The sequence below is a fragment of the Pseudomonas sp. G3-19 genome (genome assembly GCF_054855875.1).
On sequence record NZ_JBMPIQ010000003.1, the window covers coordinates 1,320,069 to 1,334,166 of the forward strand.

Sequence of the window (14,098 nt, forward strand, 5' to 3'; positions counted from 1 at the left end):
CCCCCGCCGCTGTCGACATGACTGTTTCAGCGCTGAAACAGGTTATGTATCAAGATTGCGTGCCGCAGCGCCAACCCGTTGAAAACAATAGACAACTCAAAAGCGGCACAGCTTTCGCTCTCTCCTTCCCAACGCTGACAAGAGCCAGCCCACTGAAGAAGGAATTGCCGCCGTGGGGAATATCAATAAAGGCCTGACCTGCCTTCTGCTGATTGGATCAGCCGCCAGCACATTCATCAGTTTCAACGTTCAGGCCGAAGGCAATGGCGTGATCGTTCTCAACCGCGACGTCCAGCCTATTGCAATCGGGCGCAGCGGTGGCAAAGACCCGTATCCAACCACGGTCAACGCCAACCCTTCCGATCGAATCCATCAAGCGATGACCAGCACCGAACTCAGTGACGGCGATTTTGCCAGTGTCGCCAGCGGCGCTTCGATCCGCAGCAACATGATCACGCCGAACTCGGACATGCCCGGCATGAACGTGCTGACCAACCCCAACGGCCTGCCTGGCATGAGTGCCGGTCACGGCGGCGGCGGTGGCGGCACGATCTCCAACACGATCAATCGCTCGCTGAGCACCGGTCTGGCGCCGCTGACTCGCATGGCTGGAGGTCAATGAGATGAATCGTTCCCTTCTGCTGCTTGCCCTCTTCAGCTGTGCCAGCGTCATGGCCGATCCGAGTTCCGTGAACAACGCAGACATCCAGGATACCGGTGTGCAGTACCGCGGCAACTTCAATGTCAACCAGGCCGCCGGCGACCAGATGCAACAGACCAACACCAAAGCGATCGCCATTGGCACCAATGCCAGTGCCACCACCATCGTCAGGCAAAAGCTGGATACCCCTGCCAACCCGTCGATGAACGCCAGCGCCACCATTGGCGGCACCTCTTTCAGTAATGGCAACGGGATCCTGGGCGTGAACCAGGGCGCCGGTGCCAACAACCAGATGGCCAACGTGACGCGCGTCAGCATCAGTGCTGCCCCGCAAAGCGTTGACGACAGCGCCCTGTCGCAACAGAACGTGGCGCTTTTACCGAGCTCAGGAGCAACTGGCACCTCACCCGGCAGTCGCCAGGTCACGACAAGTGATCAGGCCTTCACCGGCAGCCGAGGGGTGATTCAGGTGAACCAGAGTGCCGGGGTGGGGAACCGTATGGCTAACACCCTGAGCATCCGGGTCGCTGACTGACCCAAACAACAAAAGCAGTGCAATTAGAAAGTACCAACACTTAACCAACTAATAAGCACGATGGAGAAACACCATGAAAACTACAATGGCTCTCAAACCACTGGTTTTCGCACTTGCAGCAGTAATGGCAATGGCGGCTCAAGCAGGCGGCAATGATCATGGTAACAACGGTGGTCACGGTCACAACCCTCCTCCACCAAAAGGCCCTACCCTGGAAGAACTGCTGCAAATCGGCGCAGGTGCCGGTGCTGCAGTGCTCGACGTGCAAAACAACGGCGGTAACACCGTCCTGAACCAGGGCACCCAGAACAACGCCGGCATCAGTGGCTCGCTTAACGGCGCCAACGGCAACATCGGGGCCAACAACGTGGCCGGTGACGGCAACCAGCAAGACAACGCCGCGGCTCTGGCCACCGCTGACGAAAGCTTCATCTTCGGCTCTGCGGTGTCCGCTTCCAGCGCCACTCAAGTCAACAGCAACAACACCGTTGGCAACTACTCCAGCACCAACAACGCCGGCATGAACAACGTCGGCAACAGTGGCTCGGGTAACATTGGCGTGAACAACGCTGCCGGCAACTTCAACCAACAGAAAAACAACCTGGCAATCGCTGTGTCCGGTGGTCGTGTAGCGCAAGCCGCTGCTGCTGCCAACCAAAGCACTACCGGTCTGCAAGTCGGCAACAACGGCACTCAGACCTACAAAAAAGACACCCTCACTGGCACTGTCGCCGCCGTCGGCGTATTCGGCGCCGTGGGCGAAGCTACCATCAAAGGTGACAGCCACGGCGGTGGCGGTTATGGCAACGACGACAAAGGCCATGGCGGCAATGGCGGCAGCAAAGATCAGAAAGCCACCTTCGAAGCTGTGGGTGCCTTCGGTCTTGCTGGTGTAACCACGCAACAAGTGCTGACCCCAGACGGCTGGAAAAACCCAGTTACCAACAACGCCAGCATGACCAACGTAGGCAACAACTGGTCGGGTAACGGTGGCTTCAACAACGCTGCCGGTGTTGGCAACCAACAAAGCAACTCGCTGTCCATCGCTGCAGGTTGCAAAGCCTGCATGTAATCGCGATCGAAACGAAAGCCCCGGAAACGGGGCTTTTCCTCAGTCCGCAAAGGCGTATCGATCATGCGTAAGACTGCCTTTATCGCCCTGCTTTGCCTGTCCGGCCTGACCCAGGCTGCCCAGATGCCCGTCGCTGCCCTGCCTGGCGGCGTACTCATCTACAAGAACGTGCAAAGCATTCGTGAACGCAAGTTTGCCGACATCGTCGAACAAAAAACCGATTTCAGCTGCGGCGCCGCCGCACTGGCCACGGTACTGCGCCAGGCTTATTGGCTCGACGTCGATGAAGAGCACATCATCAAAGGCATGCTGGTCAACGCTGACCAGGACCTTGTTCGTACCCAAGGTTTCTCCATGCTGGACATGAAACGCTACATAGAAAGCATCGGCATGCGCGCCAGGGGCTACAAGATTCCACCGGAAAAACTCGACGACGTAACAATCCCGGTGGTGGTACTGATGGAAATTCGCGGCTACAAGCATTTCGTGGTGCTGCAGCGTTCGGACAAGGATTGGGTTTATATCGGAGATCCCGTCTTAGGCCACAAACGCTACGCCCATGATGACTTTGTCAAAGGTTGGAACGGCATCGTCTTCGCCATCGTCGGCCCCGGTTATGACAAAACCAATGCATTGCGCATGCCGCCGACCCCGCTGACCGCGAAGAACAAGCTGGATAACTTCAACCCTGTCAGAGATGCCGAATTGATGGACTTCGGGTTCATACAGAGCGACTTCTTTTAATCGCCGATTATAAAGAATGGGGCTGGATGTCCCGGGAGCAGCAGATGAAAACCTCATACTGGCTGGCCGCCGCCTGCCTGGCAGCGAGCGCGTCAGGCTATGCCAATGCAGGATTCAAACCCATCGAAGTTCAGGATCAGGAGCTGTCCCAGCTTCGTGGTCGTTACGTCATGCCGGGGCGGATCATCAGCTTCGGCATTGTCATGAGCAGTACCTGGCGCAACGCCAGCGGTGATCTGATCGGCGCTGCGACGTCGATGCAAATCCAGGCCGCCACGATCAAACCGGAATTCTATGTCTCGACCATCAAGGAACAGGGCAACGGCAGCACCCCGACGCCGGGCACTGGCAATGTCATTGGTGGCGCGGCACTCAACAGCAGCCAGGGCGTGACCCAAAGCGTACGCGCCGCCGGCGACGGCAACACCGCCAGCAACAATGTGGCCATCAATGTAAAAGAAGCCAACACCCCTCCTCCGCTGGCACCCGCACAAGGCCAGGCCCTGATGGCCGGGCAGACTATCGGGGCCAGCAATGCCGCTGGCAGTGTCGCCGTTTCGGCCACCAACAGTGGCGTGCAAATGGCCATTCAGGCCTCGGGCAATCAGGGCACCGCCCTGCAACAAGTGGCCCAGGGTGGCCTGCTGCAGAACACCCGCCTGCTCGGCAGCGCCAACGTGGTCAACAACATGACCCAACTCAATGTTGTGCTTAACAATAACGGCATCAGCCCCGGCGCACTGGACTGCAACCTGACTCAACTCAGGGCACTACGCAATATCGGATATTGAACTACGCTGAGTCTCGATCATTGGGCTTAAAGGGACGGCTTATTCATGTATCGATCAGTATCACTGCGTGCCGCTGTATGTCTGAGTACTCTTCTACCCGCGGCGATGCTGCAAGCAGCACCCGACGCAGATGTGGAGACCCTGAAACAGGAACTTCTGGAGCTGAAGCAACGATACGAAGTGCAACAAAAGGCCCTGGCGGTGCTCGAACAACGGGTCCGTCAGGTCGAAGATCAACCGGCAGCCCCGCAACCCAAACGGCTGGCCAAGTCGCCGTCTGACATGAAAGGCAATCCAAAAGTCGCGACCGGTACCGGGGCTCCCGGAGTTGGCGCGGCAGCAGCATCGGGGGGCGCCGCCGGGGGCAGCGGCGCTTCTTACGGCCAGTCGCTGGCCGACGATTCGCAACCGGCCCAGAGTGTGTCCAACCTCTACGACGAGGCCAGCGGCTTCTTCGGCGGCGGTAAATTCAGCTTTGAAACCGGCGTGACCTATTCGCGTTACGACACCCGGCAGCTGATCCTAAACGGCTTCCTCGCGCTGGACTCGATCTTTCTGGGCAACATCAACCTCGACCGGATCAAGGCCGACACCTGGACGCTGGACCTGACCGGGCGCTACAACTTCGACAACCGTTGGCAGTTCGACGTGAACGTGCCGGTGGTTTACCGCGAATCGACCTACCAGTCCGGTGGCGGCAACGGTGGTGCGTCCAACGTCACGACGGAACAGGATGTTTCGCGCGATCCGACCATCGGCGACGTCAACTTCGGTATTGCCTACAAGTTCCTCGACGAGTCGGTCAACACGCCGGACGCCGTGGTCACCCTGCGGGTCAAGGCGCCAACCGGCAAGGATCCGTTCGGCATCAAACTGCGCCAGACCGACGCCAACTCCAACCTGTTCGTGCCTGACACGCTGCCAACCGGTAACGGTGTCTGGTCGATCACACCCGGGGTTTCGCTGGTCAAGACGTTCGACCCGGCAGTGCTGTTCGGCAGCTTGTCCTACACCCACAACCTGGAGGAGTCGTTCGACGACATCAGCTCGACCGTCAACCAGAAAACCCCGGGCAAGGTCAGCATTGGCGACAGCTTCCAGATCGGCGCCGGTATTGCGTTTGCACTGAACGAAAAGATGAGTATGTCGTTTTCGATGTCTGATCTGGTGCAACGCAGGAGCAAACTCAAACCCGATGGAGGGGATTGGCAATCGGTGGTCTCAAGTGACGCCAACGCAGGCTACTTCAACGTCGGCATGACCATTGCCGCCACGGACAACCTGACTATCGTGCCCAATCTGTCGATCGGCATGACCCCGGATGCCCCCGACTTTTCCTTCAGCCTGAAATTCCCGTACTACTTCTAAAGCAAAAGACCGCAGCCTGCGGCATCTCCTACAGGGTTAATCCCTGTAAGAGCTGCCGCAGGCTGCGATCTTTTGGGCTTTGGTCTCTAGCGAATCTGATGCTTGTGCAGCAGGCGATAAAACGTCGGCCGCGACACGCCCAGCACTTTCGCCGCCACACTTAGGTTGTCACTGTGGCGGTTCAATACATCGCACAGCGCCTGGCGTTCGGCGCGCGTCTTGTAGTCTTCCAGCGTACCCATTGGCGTCGAAATCGTGTGCTGGCTGAGCAATCCCAGATCCCGGGCTTCGATCTGTCGGCCTTCCGCCAGAACCAGACCCCGTCGCACTCGGTTGGCCAGTTCTCGAACGTTGCCTGGCCAGTCGTGCTTGCCCATGGCAATCAACGCATCCTCACTGAAGCTGCGCGGGCGGCGGCCGGTTTCGTGGCTGTAGAAATGCGAGAAATGGTTGGCCAGCATCGACAGATCACCGTGGCGCTCGCGCAATGGCGCGGTCACCACTTGCAGCACATTGAGGCGGTAATACAGGTCCTCGCGAAAACGCTTTTTCTCGATTGCCGCCTCGAGGTCGACGTGGGTGGCCGCCAGCACGCGAACATCCACCGGGATCGGCTGACTGCCACCCACGCGCTCGATGTGTTTCTCCTGCAGAAAACGCAGCAGATTGGCCTGCAATTCCAGCGGCAGATCGCCGATTTCGTCGAGAAACAGCGTGCCACCATTCGCGGCCTCGATGCGCCCGACCTTGCGCTGATGCGCCCCAGTAAAGGCGCCTTTTTCGTGGCCGAACAGTTCGGATTGAATCAAGTGTTCGGGAATCGCCCCGCAATTGATCGCCACAAACGGCTTGCTGTGGCGCTGGGACTGGCGGTGCAGTGTGCGCGCCACCAGTTCTTTACCGGTGCCGCTTTCACCGCGGATCAGTACCGGGGATTCGGTCGGCGCCAGTTTGCTCAATAACTTGCGCAGCTCGCGGATCGGCTTGCTGTCGCCAAGCAGCTCATGTTCCGGCTGGTCGACGTGAATCGTGCCTTGTCCGCGCAGACGTGCCATGCCGAATGCGCGCCCCAGGGTCACCTGGACCCGCGAGACATCGAACGGCAAGGTATGAAAATCGAAAAACCATTCGCAGACGAAGTCACCGACGTTCTGCAACCGCAGGACTTCCTGGTTCAACACCGCGATCCACTCGGTGCCGCTGCGGCTGATCAGTTCCTTGACCGCTTCGGGACGTTCAAGGTGAAAAGGTTGCAGTCGCAGCAGCCCGACATCGCATGTCCGATCGGCGGCATTTTCCAGGGTACAACTGTCGACATCCCAGCCCACCGCGCGCAATCCGGGTAACAGGCGATGGCAGTCGTCACAAGGGTCGACTACCAATAAACGTCGTAACGCTGGCGCTTCGATCATGACTGTTCCTTGGCGCCAAATTTAGGGAAATTATTGTAAAAACAGTCATTTGGCAGACCCGACTGTAACATTAGCAAGAAATTGACAGGGCCTTGTATCGATTGCTTATAGGTGTACAAGCTAACGAGTTATAAGAAGCAAGTTTATTAGTCAGCTATCGAGTTGCTATCTTTCACCAGGCTTTCAAAAACGTTCGGAATGTTGAGCCCGAGCAATTAAGTTGAAATTTCTTTGTTTCGTGTGTGACCTGCCACGGGGTTGCGTGCATCAGTACAAGTAACCAGCCGAACGGTAAGCCCAACCGACGGCACATCACTTGATTGGGCACGACAGAGAGAAGACCCCAATGACCGCCCCGCTCCGTATCAACGAAGCTCTTTTGATTGCCAACCACGCGTTCAAACCCTTTCAGTGCGTGGCCTGGGCCCCACAAGACGGCAATGGCGAACTGAACCTGACCGTCATCGATCGTACCAACTCGCACATCGGTCGCCAGCAGATTCCAAGCAGCGCCTACTCCGATCCGGCGCAACTGGAACTGCTGTTGCAACAGGCCCGCGCTGAATTGAGCAAAGAAGGTTACCTGCTGCAATCGTGGTCGATGCCACATTGATCAGAGGCTGATGCGGATGACTTTCACGTCATCCGCTCTGTTCTTTGTTAGTTATCCGCTGCTGTTTATCTTCAATACTTCTGTACAACTTTCTTCAACCTGCCAGGCGCCACTGCTTGGCAGGCTTTCGTTTGGTTCAAAAAGACACTGTTATGGCACAGTGCGACCCTCCACCTGTTAGTTCTGTCAGTTGAACTTGCGTGTATTCAGGGATTGAATGTTCCGCTCATGCAGTTACCGCCCATTCGGGCCTGGTCAACTTGCAAGGAGAGGCATGCATGTCACCCGAGAACGCCTTTGCGCGCCCGGCACTACTCAACAGTTCCGGGCAACTCGACAAACAATTTGCCAACACTGGCGTCGCCCAAGTGTATTTCGCCGGCAGTGTTTCCAGCATGACTCAGGGTGTCGCACTGGATCGACAGGGGCGCGTGCTGGTCGCCGCCAAGGTCGGCACTGCTCAAGGCAGTCGTTTCGGTCTGGCACGCCTACTTGCGGACGGTTCGGCCGACCTCGCTTTCGGCCAGCATGGCAGCGTGATTGGCGAGTTCGAACGCGGTTTTGAGGCCACCGGTGGCAAGGTCCAGGTATTGCCCGACGGACGAATCCTGCTGGCCGGGCTGCATTATCAAAACGCCCATCGCACCCTGCCCGCCCTTGCCCTGTTCAGCACCGAGGGTATCCCCGACCCGAGCTTTGGTGAAAATGGTCGCAAAGTAGTGCGCCTGCCCGGCGACCTGTCCATCGGTTCCCGTGACTGCTGGCTGCCTCCCGGCGTACCGGGTGCTGAAGCCTGTGACATCGCCGTGCAGGACGACGGGCATATTCTGCTGATCGCCAATCACCACTTCGAACTCGCCGACCATGCCGGAATGCTGATCCGCCTGACGCCAGACGGGACGCTCGATGCAAGCTTCAATGGGCGCGGTTTCGTGATGATTCGACATTTGCTGCTCAACACGTGGCTCAGCAGCCTTGTATTGCAGAAGGACGGGCGGATCCTTGTCGCCGGCTCAATTGATTTTCCCCAGGAGGGGCTGGTGGCGCGCTACCTGCCTGACGGGCGTCTTGATGAGCGCTTCGCGGTGGATGGCTTCCTGGCTTTCAAAGCCAACGGCAAAAGCGCGATGGTCTGTCAGGTCATCGAGTCAAAGGAACATCTGCACTGTTTTGGCAGCAGTCGCGATCCGATCCGCTGCCTGGCGCTGAGCCTGCATCCTAACGGCCGCCCGGACTGGCGCAACGACACTGGCCAGCCGCATCTGCTGGAAATCGGCCCCAGTGGTTGTCAGTGGAGCGCCGCGCAACGCATGGCGGATGGTCGGATCATGGCGGTGGGTGCAACGATCGGCGGCGTCGAGGCCGACTTCATCGTTGCTCGCTATAAAGCTGACGGCCATCTCGACCGAAGCTTCGGCAACGGCCACGGCTGGTTGCGCACGCGCCTGGGCCGCAGCCTGGATACCGCCAATTCTCTCGCGATCCAGCCAGACCGGAAAATTCTTGTCGGCGGCTACTCGCTCGACGGCAACTACCGCGCCATGGTCGCGCGCTATCTGAATCAATAACTTCCCGGACTTGAACTTGCCAGACACATGCGGCAACTTGCGCGCTTCTTAATACAAGGAGCAACCGATGTCCGGTTCACTGGCCCAGGCGTTCGCGCATAATTTTCTCGGGCACTCGCCCCGCTGGTACAAGGCGTGCATCGTAGGGTTCCTGATCCTCAACGCCGTGGTGCTGTTCACTGTCGGCCCGGTCGCCGCCGGCTGGCTGCTGGTGATCGAATTCATTTTCACCCTGGCCATGGCCCTCAAGTGCTATCCATTGATGCCCGGTGGCTTGTTGCTGATCGAAGCCCTGCTGCTGAAGATGACCTCACCACAGGCCCTGTACGATGAACTGGTGCACAACTTCCCGGTGATCCTGCTGCTGATGTTCATGGTCGCGGGCATCTACTTCATGAAGGATCTGCTGCTGTTTCTGTTCTCACGGTTGCTGCTGGGCGTGCGCTCCAAGGCGCTGCTGGCGCTGATGTTCTGCTTTCTCTCAGCTTTTTTGTCGGCGTTTCTCGATGCCTTGACCGTAACCGCGGTGATCATCAGCGCGGCGGTCGGCTTCTATTCGGTCTACCACCGCGTGGCCTCGGGCAATGATCCGCGTCAGGACAGCGAATTCAGCGACGACCGCCATCTGCCGGCCCTGCACCATGAAGACCTGGAGCAATTCCGCGCATTCCTGCGCAGCCTGCTGATGCACGGCGCGGTCGGCACCGCACTCGGTGGGGTCTGCACCCTGGTGGGTGAGCCGCAGAATCTGCTGATCGGTCATGAAATGGGCTGGCACTTCGCAGAGTTCTTCCAGAAAGTCGCGCCGGTTTCGTTGCCGGTGCTGGCGGCGGGTCTGGTGACGTGCGTGCTGCTGGAAAAACTGCGCTGGTTTGGCTACGGCACCCTGCTGCCGGACAACGTCCGCGCCGTGCTGGCCAATTACGCCGCCGAAGACAACGCCGAACGCACCCCGCGTCAGCGTGCCGCCCTGCTGGTGCAAGGCGCTGCCGCATTGATCCTGATTGGCTGCCTGGCGTTTCACGTCGCGGAGGTCGGGCTGATCGGCCTGATGGTGATCGTGCTGATCACCGCGTTCACCGGCATCACCGACGAGCATCGTCTGGGCAGCGCGTTCATGGACGCCATGCCGTTCACCGCATTGCTGGTGGTGTTCTTTGCCGTGGTCGCGGTGATTCACGATCAGCAACTGTTCGCCCCGTTGATCCAGTGGGTGCTGGCGCTGCCGGCGGAACAACAGCCGGGCATGCTGTTCATCGCCAACGGCCTGCTCTCGGCGATCAGCGATAACGTGTTCGTCGCCACGATCTACATCACCGAAGTGAAACAGGCTTTCCTGTCCGGGCACATGAGCCGCGAGCATTTCGAGACCCTGGCGATCGCGATCAACACTGGCACCAACCTGCCAAGCGTGGCGACGCCGAACGGTCAAGCGGCATTCCTGTTCCTGCTGACCTCGGCGATTGCACCGCTGGTGCGCCTGTCGTACGGGCGGATGGTGTGGATGGCGCTGCCGTACACCGTGGTGATGGGGTTGCTGGGCTGGTATGCGGTAAGTTACTGGCTCTGACAACACGCGATAAAACTGTGGGAACGGGCTTGCTCGCGAATGCTGAGTGTCAGGCACTTGATGTGTTGACTGATGCACCGCATTCGCGAGCAAGCTCGCTCCCACATTGTCAGGGCGGTGAGCCAATGGCGCTGGCAACTCTCGATCAACCGGTATGAGCAGACTCACTCCCACATTGGCAGGCGCTCAGCCAATGGCTCTGACTACACGCGATTAAAACTGTGGGAGCGGGCTTGCTCGCGAAGACGGAGTGTCAGGCACTTGATGTGTTGGCTGATACTCCGCATTCGCGAGCAAGCCCGCTCCCACAGTTTGTTTCCGGGTGAATCAGCGACCGAGGATGTACTTCTCGATCGCCTGCGCCACGCCGTCGTCGGTGTTTGGCGCGGTGACCACGTCAGCCTGGCGCTTCACCGCCTCTTCCGCCTGCCCCATGGCAATCGACAATCCCGCGCAATGGAACATCGCCGGGTCGTTGCCGCCATCGCCAATCGCGGCGGTCTGCGCCAGCGGGATATCGAGGTGCGCGGCAATGGTTGCCAGTGCGGTGCCCTTGTTGGCCTCCAGCGCCGTCACGTCCAGGTACACCGGTTGCGAACGCGAGACCTGCGCCATGCCGCTGACCTTGGCTAACAGGCGCGCCTCAAGCTCGATCAGCAGATCGGTGTTGTTACTGGTGGCGACGATCTTGTCGATGCGCTCCAGGTACGGCTCGAAACTCTCGACCACCACCGGCGGATAACCGAGGCCGTGCTGTTCGCGCGGCACCATCGGCCCGTGCGGATCCTTGAGCAACCAGTCACCACCGCTGAACACCCAGATCTCCACATCCGGTTGGTCAGCGAACAACGCCAGGGCAATCAGCGCCGTCGGCACCGGCAGGTAATGCGCCACCAACAGACTGCCATCCGGATTGACGATGGTGCCGCCATTGAAGGCGGCGGTCGGCAGATCGACGCCCAAGGCTTCGATCTGCTGCAACATGGCTTTGGGTGGGCGCCCGGTGGCCAGGCTGAACAACACGCCGGCCTCGCGCAGCGAACGAACGGCGTCGATGGTGCGTTGACTCAGGCTGTGATCGGGCAGCAACAGCGTACCGTCCATGTCACTCAATAAAAAACGGATCGACTCACTCATCCCAGACCATGCCAGACGCGACCGTCGCGAGTCAGCAGATCATTGGCGGCTTGCGGGCCGTCTTCCCCGGCAGCGTAAGTCTGCACACTCGCATCCTGTTGCCAGGCATCGAGGAAGGGCTGCACCGCGCGCCAGCCGTTCTCGATGTTGTCGGCGCGCTGGAACAGCGTCTGGTCGCCGGTCAGGCAGTCGTAGATCAGCGTTTCGTAGCCGGTGGACGGCTGCATCTCGAAGAAATCCTTGTAGGCAAAACCCAGCTCGATGTTGGCCATGTTCAACGCCGGCCCCGGCCGTTTGGCCAGCAGGTCGAACCACATGCCTTCGTTAGGCTGGATCTGAATACGCAGATAGGTCGGCTGCAACTCGTCGACCTCGGTATCCCGGAACTGCGCGTACGGCGCTGGTTTGAAGCAGATGACGATCTCGGTGTCGCGCACGCTCATGCGCTTGCCGGTGCGCAGGTAGAACGGCACGCCGACCCAGCGCCAGTTGTCGATCATGACTTTCAGCGCGACGTAGGTTTCGGTGTTGCTGTCAGGCGCTACGTTGGCTTCCTGCCGATAGCCATTCAACGCTTTGCCATCGACTTCACCGGCGCGGTACTGACCGCGTACCGAATTGGCTCGCGCTTCTTCAACGCTCCACGGGCGGATCGCGCCGACCACTTTGGCCTTCTCGCCGCGCACGGCGTCAGCGCCGAACGCGGCCGGCGGTTCCATGGCGACCATTGCCAGCAGCTGGAACAGGTGATTGGGCACCATGTCACGCAGCGCACCGGTGTGCTCGTAAAAACTGCCACGGGTTTCGACGCCGACGGTTTCCGCCGCGGTGATTTGCACGTGGTCGATGTAATGGTTGTTCCAGAATGCTTCGAACAGGCTGTTGGAGAACCGGCTGACCAGAATGTTCTGCACGGTTTCCTTGCCCAGGTAATGGTCGATCCGATAGATCTGTTTCTCGGACATGACCTTGAGCAGGCAGGCGTTCAACGCTTCGGCAGTTTGCAGATCGGAGCCGAACGGCTTCTCGATGACCACCCTTCTGAATGCTTCCGGGGTTTCCTCCAACAACTTGGCGGCGCCGAGACGGCATACCACTTCACTGAAGAAACGTGGCGCGGTGGCCAGGTAGAACACCGCATTGCCAGTGCCGCTGTCGGCAATTTTTGCCGCCAGCGCGGAATAAGTGCTGTCGTCCAGGAAGTCGCCCTGGACGTAGCTGATGCCTTTGGCGAGCTTGGCCCACAAGGCCGGATCAAGCATCTGATCGCCCTTGCCGACTTTCGCCGCCACTTCGGTACGGATGAAGTCTTCGAGTTTTTGCGCGAAGGCTTCATCGGTAATGGCGTTGTGATCAACGCCGACGATCCGCAGATTCTCGTCAAGCAAGCCGTCGCGACTGAGGTTGTACAGCGCCGGCATCAGCAAGCGCTTGACCAGGTCGCCGTGGGCACCGAACAGAAACAGCGTGGTCGGTGGTGCGGGTTCTGCCTTGGATTTCCTGCGGATCGTATGGGTCATTTCTTCGGTGTCTCCACGTGGCCGCCGAAGCCGAAGCGCTGGGCCGAGAGAATCTTGTCGCCAAAAGTGCCCTGACCGCGCGAGCGGTAGCGCGAGAACAGCGAGTTGGACAGCACCGGAACCGGCACCGCTTGCTCCATGGCCGCTTCGATGGTCCATTGACCTTCGCCGCTGTCAGCCACCGAACCGGAGAAACCGTCGAGTTTCGGGTCGCTGGCCAGTGCGTCGGCGGTCAGGTCGAGCAGCCAGGACGAGACCACGCTGCCACGGCGCCAGACTTCGGCGATGTCGGCCACGTTCAGGTCGAAACGCTGATCTTCCGGCAGACGCTCGCTGGACTTGGTCTTGAGGATGTCGAAGCCTTCGGCGAACGCGGCCATCATGCCGTACTCGATGCCGTTGTGAATCATCTTCACGAAGTGCCCGGCACCGGCAGGACCGGCGTGGATGTAGCCGTGCTCGGCGCGGTGATCCTCGGATTTGCGATCCCTGGTGCGCGGAATGTTGCCCATGCCCGGCGCCAGCGCTGCGAACAGTGGGTCCAGACGGTTCACGGTCTCGGCGTCGCCGCCGATCATCATGCAGTAGCCGCGCTCCAGGCCCCAGACGCCGCCGGAGGTACCGACGTCGATGTAGTGCAGGCCCTTCTCGGCCAGGGTTTTCGCCCGGCGAATGTCATCCTTATAGTTGGTGTTGCCGCCGTCGATGATGGTGTCACCGGCTTCCAGCAAGTCGCTCAGAGTGTTGATGGTGTCTTCGGTCGGCGCGCCGGCCGGCAACATGACCCATACGGCACGTGGCTTGGCCAGGCCTGCCACCAGAGCGGGCAGGTCGGCAACGCCGGTGGAGCCCTCGGCGACCAGGTTATCGATGAAAGCGGTATTGCGGTCGTAAACAACGGTGGTGTGACCGTTGAGCATCAGACGTCGCGCAATATTGCCGCCCATGCGGCCCAGTCCAATAATCCCGAGTTGCATGTGCTGATGCTCCTTACTACAAATAAATGTGTGTCATTGGTTATAGCCCAACGCGACTGATGGAGGTTAGTCCAGAGCGTTGCGATGAAGTTTCCGGGCATTGTGCCCGATCCAGAGTGATAACGCCCCG

The 14,098-nt window shown here is 59.4% G+C and carries 13 protein-coding genes; 9 read left to right on the forward strand and 4 right to left on the reverse strand.

Annotated features, from left to right (window positions below; translation table 11 throughout):
- The first annotated feature begins 172 nt into the window (after window positions 1-172).
- The 6 genes from ACOYXI_RS06000 (at window position 173) to ACOYXI_RS06025 (ending at window position 5,171) form a co-directional block, all read left to right on the forward strand.
- The gene (locus tag ACOYXI_RS06000) at window positions 173-622 is read left to right on the forward strand and encodes a hypothetical protein (RefSeq protein ID WP_098964142.1); all 450 of its coding nucleotides are present in this window, start codon (window positions 173-175) and stop codon (window positions 620-622) included.
- A gap of 1 nt (window position 623) precedes the next feature.
- Window positions 624-1,196 (forward strand): adhesin, encoded by a 573-nt coding sequence (locus ACOYXI_RS06005; RefSeq protein ID WP_098964143.1) that lies wholly within the window; start codon window positions 624-626, stop codon window positions 1,194-1,196.
- Between the two features lie 73 nt (window positions 1,197-1,269).
- Window positions 1,270-2,268: a heme utilization protein gene (locus tag ACOYXI_RS06010; protein WP_098964144.1), complete on the forward strand. Its 999-nt coding sequence runs from the start codon at window positions 1,270-1,272 to the stop codon at window positions 2,266-2,268.
- Between the two features lie 63 nt (window positions 2,269-2,331).
- On the forward strand, window positions 2,332-3,012 hold the full coding sequence (locus ACOYXI_RS06015; protein ID WP_134786490.1) for a C39 family peptidase: 681 nt from the start codon (window positions 2,332-2,334) through the stop codon (window positions 3,010-3,012).
- A 44-nt stretch (window positions 3,013-3,056) separates the two neighbouring features.
- The gene (locus tag ACOYXI_RS06020; protein ID WP_027612700.1) at window positions 3,057-3,803 is read left to right on the forward strand and encodes a hypothetical protein; all 747 of its coding nucleotides are present in this window, start codon (window positions 3,057-3,059) and stop codon (window positions 3,801-3,803) included.
- Window positions 3,804-3,848: 45 nt separating this feature from the next.
- Window positions 3,849-5,171 (forward strand): hypothetical protein, encoded by a 1,323-nt coding sequence (locus ACOYXI_RS06025; RefSeq protein ID WP_098964145.1) that lies wholly within the window; start codon window positions 3,849-3,851, stop codon window positions 5,169-5,171.
- A gap of 86 nt (window positions 5,172-5,257) precedes the next feature.
- Here ACOYXI_RS06025 and ACOYXI_RS06030 read toward each other — a convergent pair whose 3' ends face one another.
- Entirely contained in the window at window positions 5,258-6,583 is a 1,326-nt protein-coding gene (locus ACOYXI_RS06030) for a sigma-54 dependent transcriptional regulator (RefSeq protein WP_098964146.1), read from the reverse strand.
- 346 nt (window positions 6,584-6,929) lie between these two features.
- Here ACOYXI_RS06030 and ACOYXI_RS06035 point away from each other — a divergent pair, with 346 nt between their 5' ends.
- The 3 genes from ACOYXI_RS06035 to nhaB all read left to right on the forward strand — a co-directional run bounded on the left by ACOYXI_RS06035 (window position 6,930) and on the right by nhaB (window position 10,334).
- A complete protein-coding gene (locus tag ACOYXI_RS06035) occupies window positions 6,930-7,196 on the forward strand; it encodes a hypothetical protein (protein ID WP_003225374.1) in 267 nt (88 codons plus the stop codon).
- Between the two features lie 278 nt (window positions 7,197-7,474).
- A complete protein-coding gene (locus tag ACOYXI_RS06040) occupies window positions 7,475-8,764 on the forward strand; it encodes a hypothetical protein (RefSeq protein WP_461674532.1) in 1,290 nt (429 codons plus the stop codon).
- A 67-nt stretch (window positions 8,765-8,831) separates the two neighbouring features.
- Window positions 8,832-10,334 carry a sodium/proton antiporter NhaB gene (gene nhaB, locus ACOYXI_RS06045; protein ID WP_461674533.1) on the forward strand — a complete coding sequence of 501 codons (1,503 nt, stop codon included), beginning with the start codon at window positions 8,832-8,834 and terminating at the stop codon, window positions 10,332-10,334.
- Window positions 10,335-10,661: 327 nt separating this feature from the next.
- Here nhaB and ACOYXI_RS06050 read toward each other — a convergent pair whose 3' ends face one another.
- Genes ACOYXI_RS06050 through gnd form a run of 3 tightly spaced genes read right to left on the reverse strand, consistent with a single transcriptional unit; the run spans window position 10,662 to window position 13,968 of the window.
- Window positions 10,662-11,471 carry an HAD family hydrolase gene (locus ACOYXI_RS06050; protein WP_096796547.1) on the reverse strand — a complete coding sequence of 270 codons (810 nt, stop codon included), beginning with the start codon at window positions 11,469-11,471 and terminating at the stop codon, window positions 10,662-10,664.
- The gene (gene zwf / locus ACOYXI_RS06055) at window positions 11,468-12,991 is read right to left on the reverse strand and encodes a glucose-6-phosphate dehydrogenase (protein ID WP_461674534.1); all 1,524 of its coding nucleotides are present in this window, start codon (window positions 12,989-12,991) and stop codon (window positions 11,468-11,470) included. The genes ACOYXI_RS06050 and zwf overlap by 4 nt, the downstream gene beginning before the upstream one ends.
- On the reverse strand, window positions 12,988-13,968 hold the full coding sequence (gene gnd / locus ACOYXI_RS06060) for a phosphogluconate dehydrogenase (NAD(+)-dependent, decarboxylating) (protein ID WP_098964149.1): 981 nt from the start codon (window positions 13,966-13,968) through the stop codon (window positions 12,988-12,990). Before gnd ends, zwf begins: the two co-directional genes overlap by 4 nt.
- Window positions 13,969-14,098: the final 130 nt, after the last annotated feature.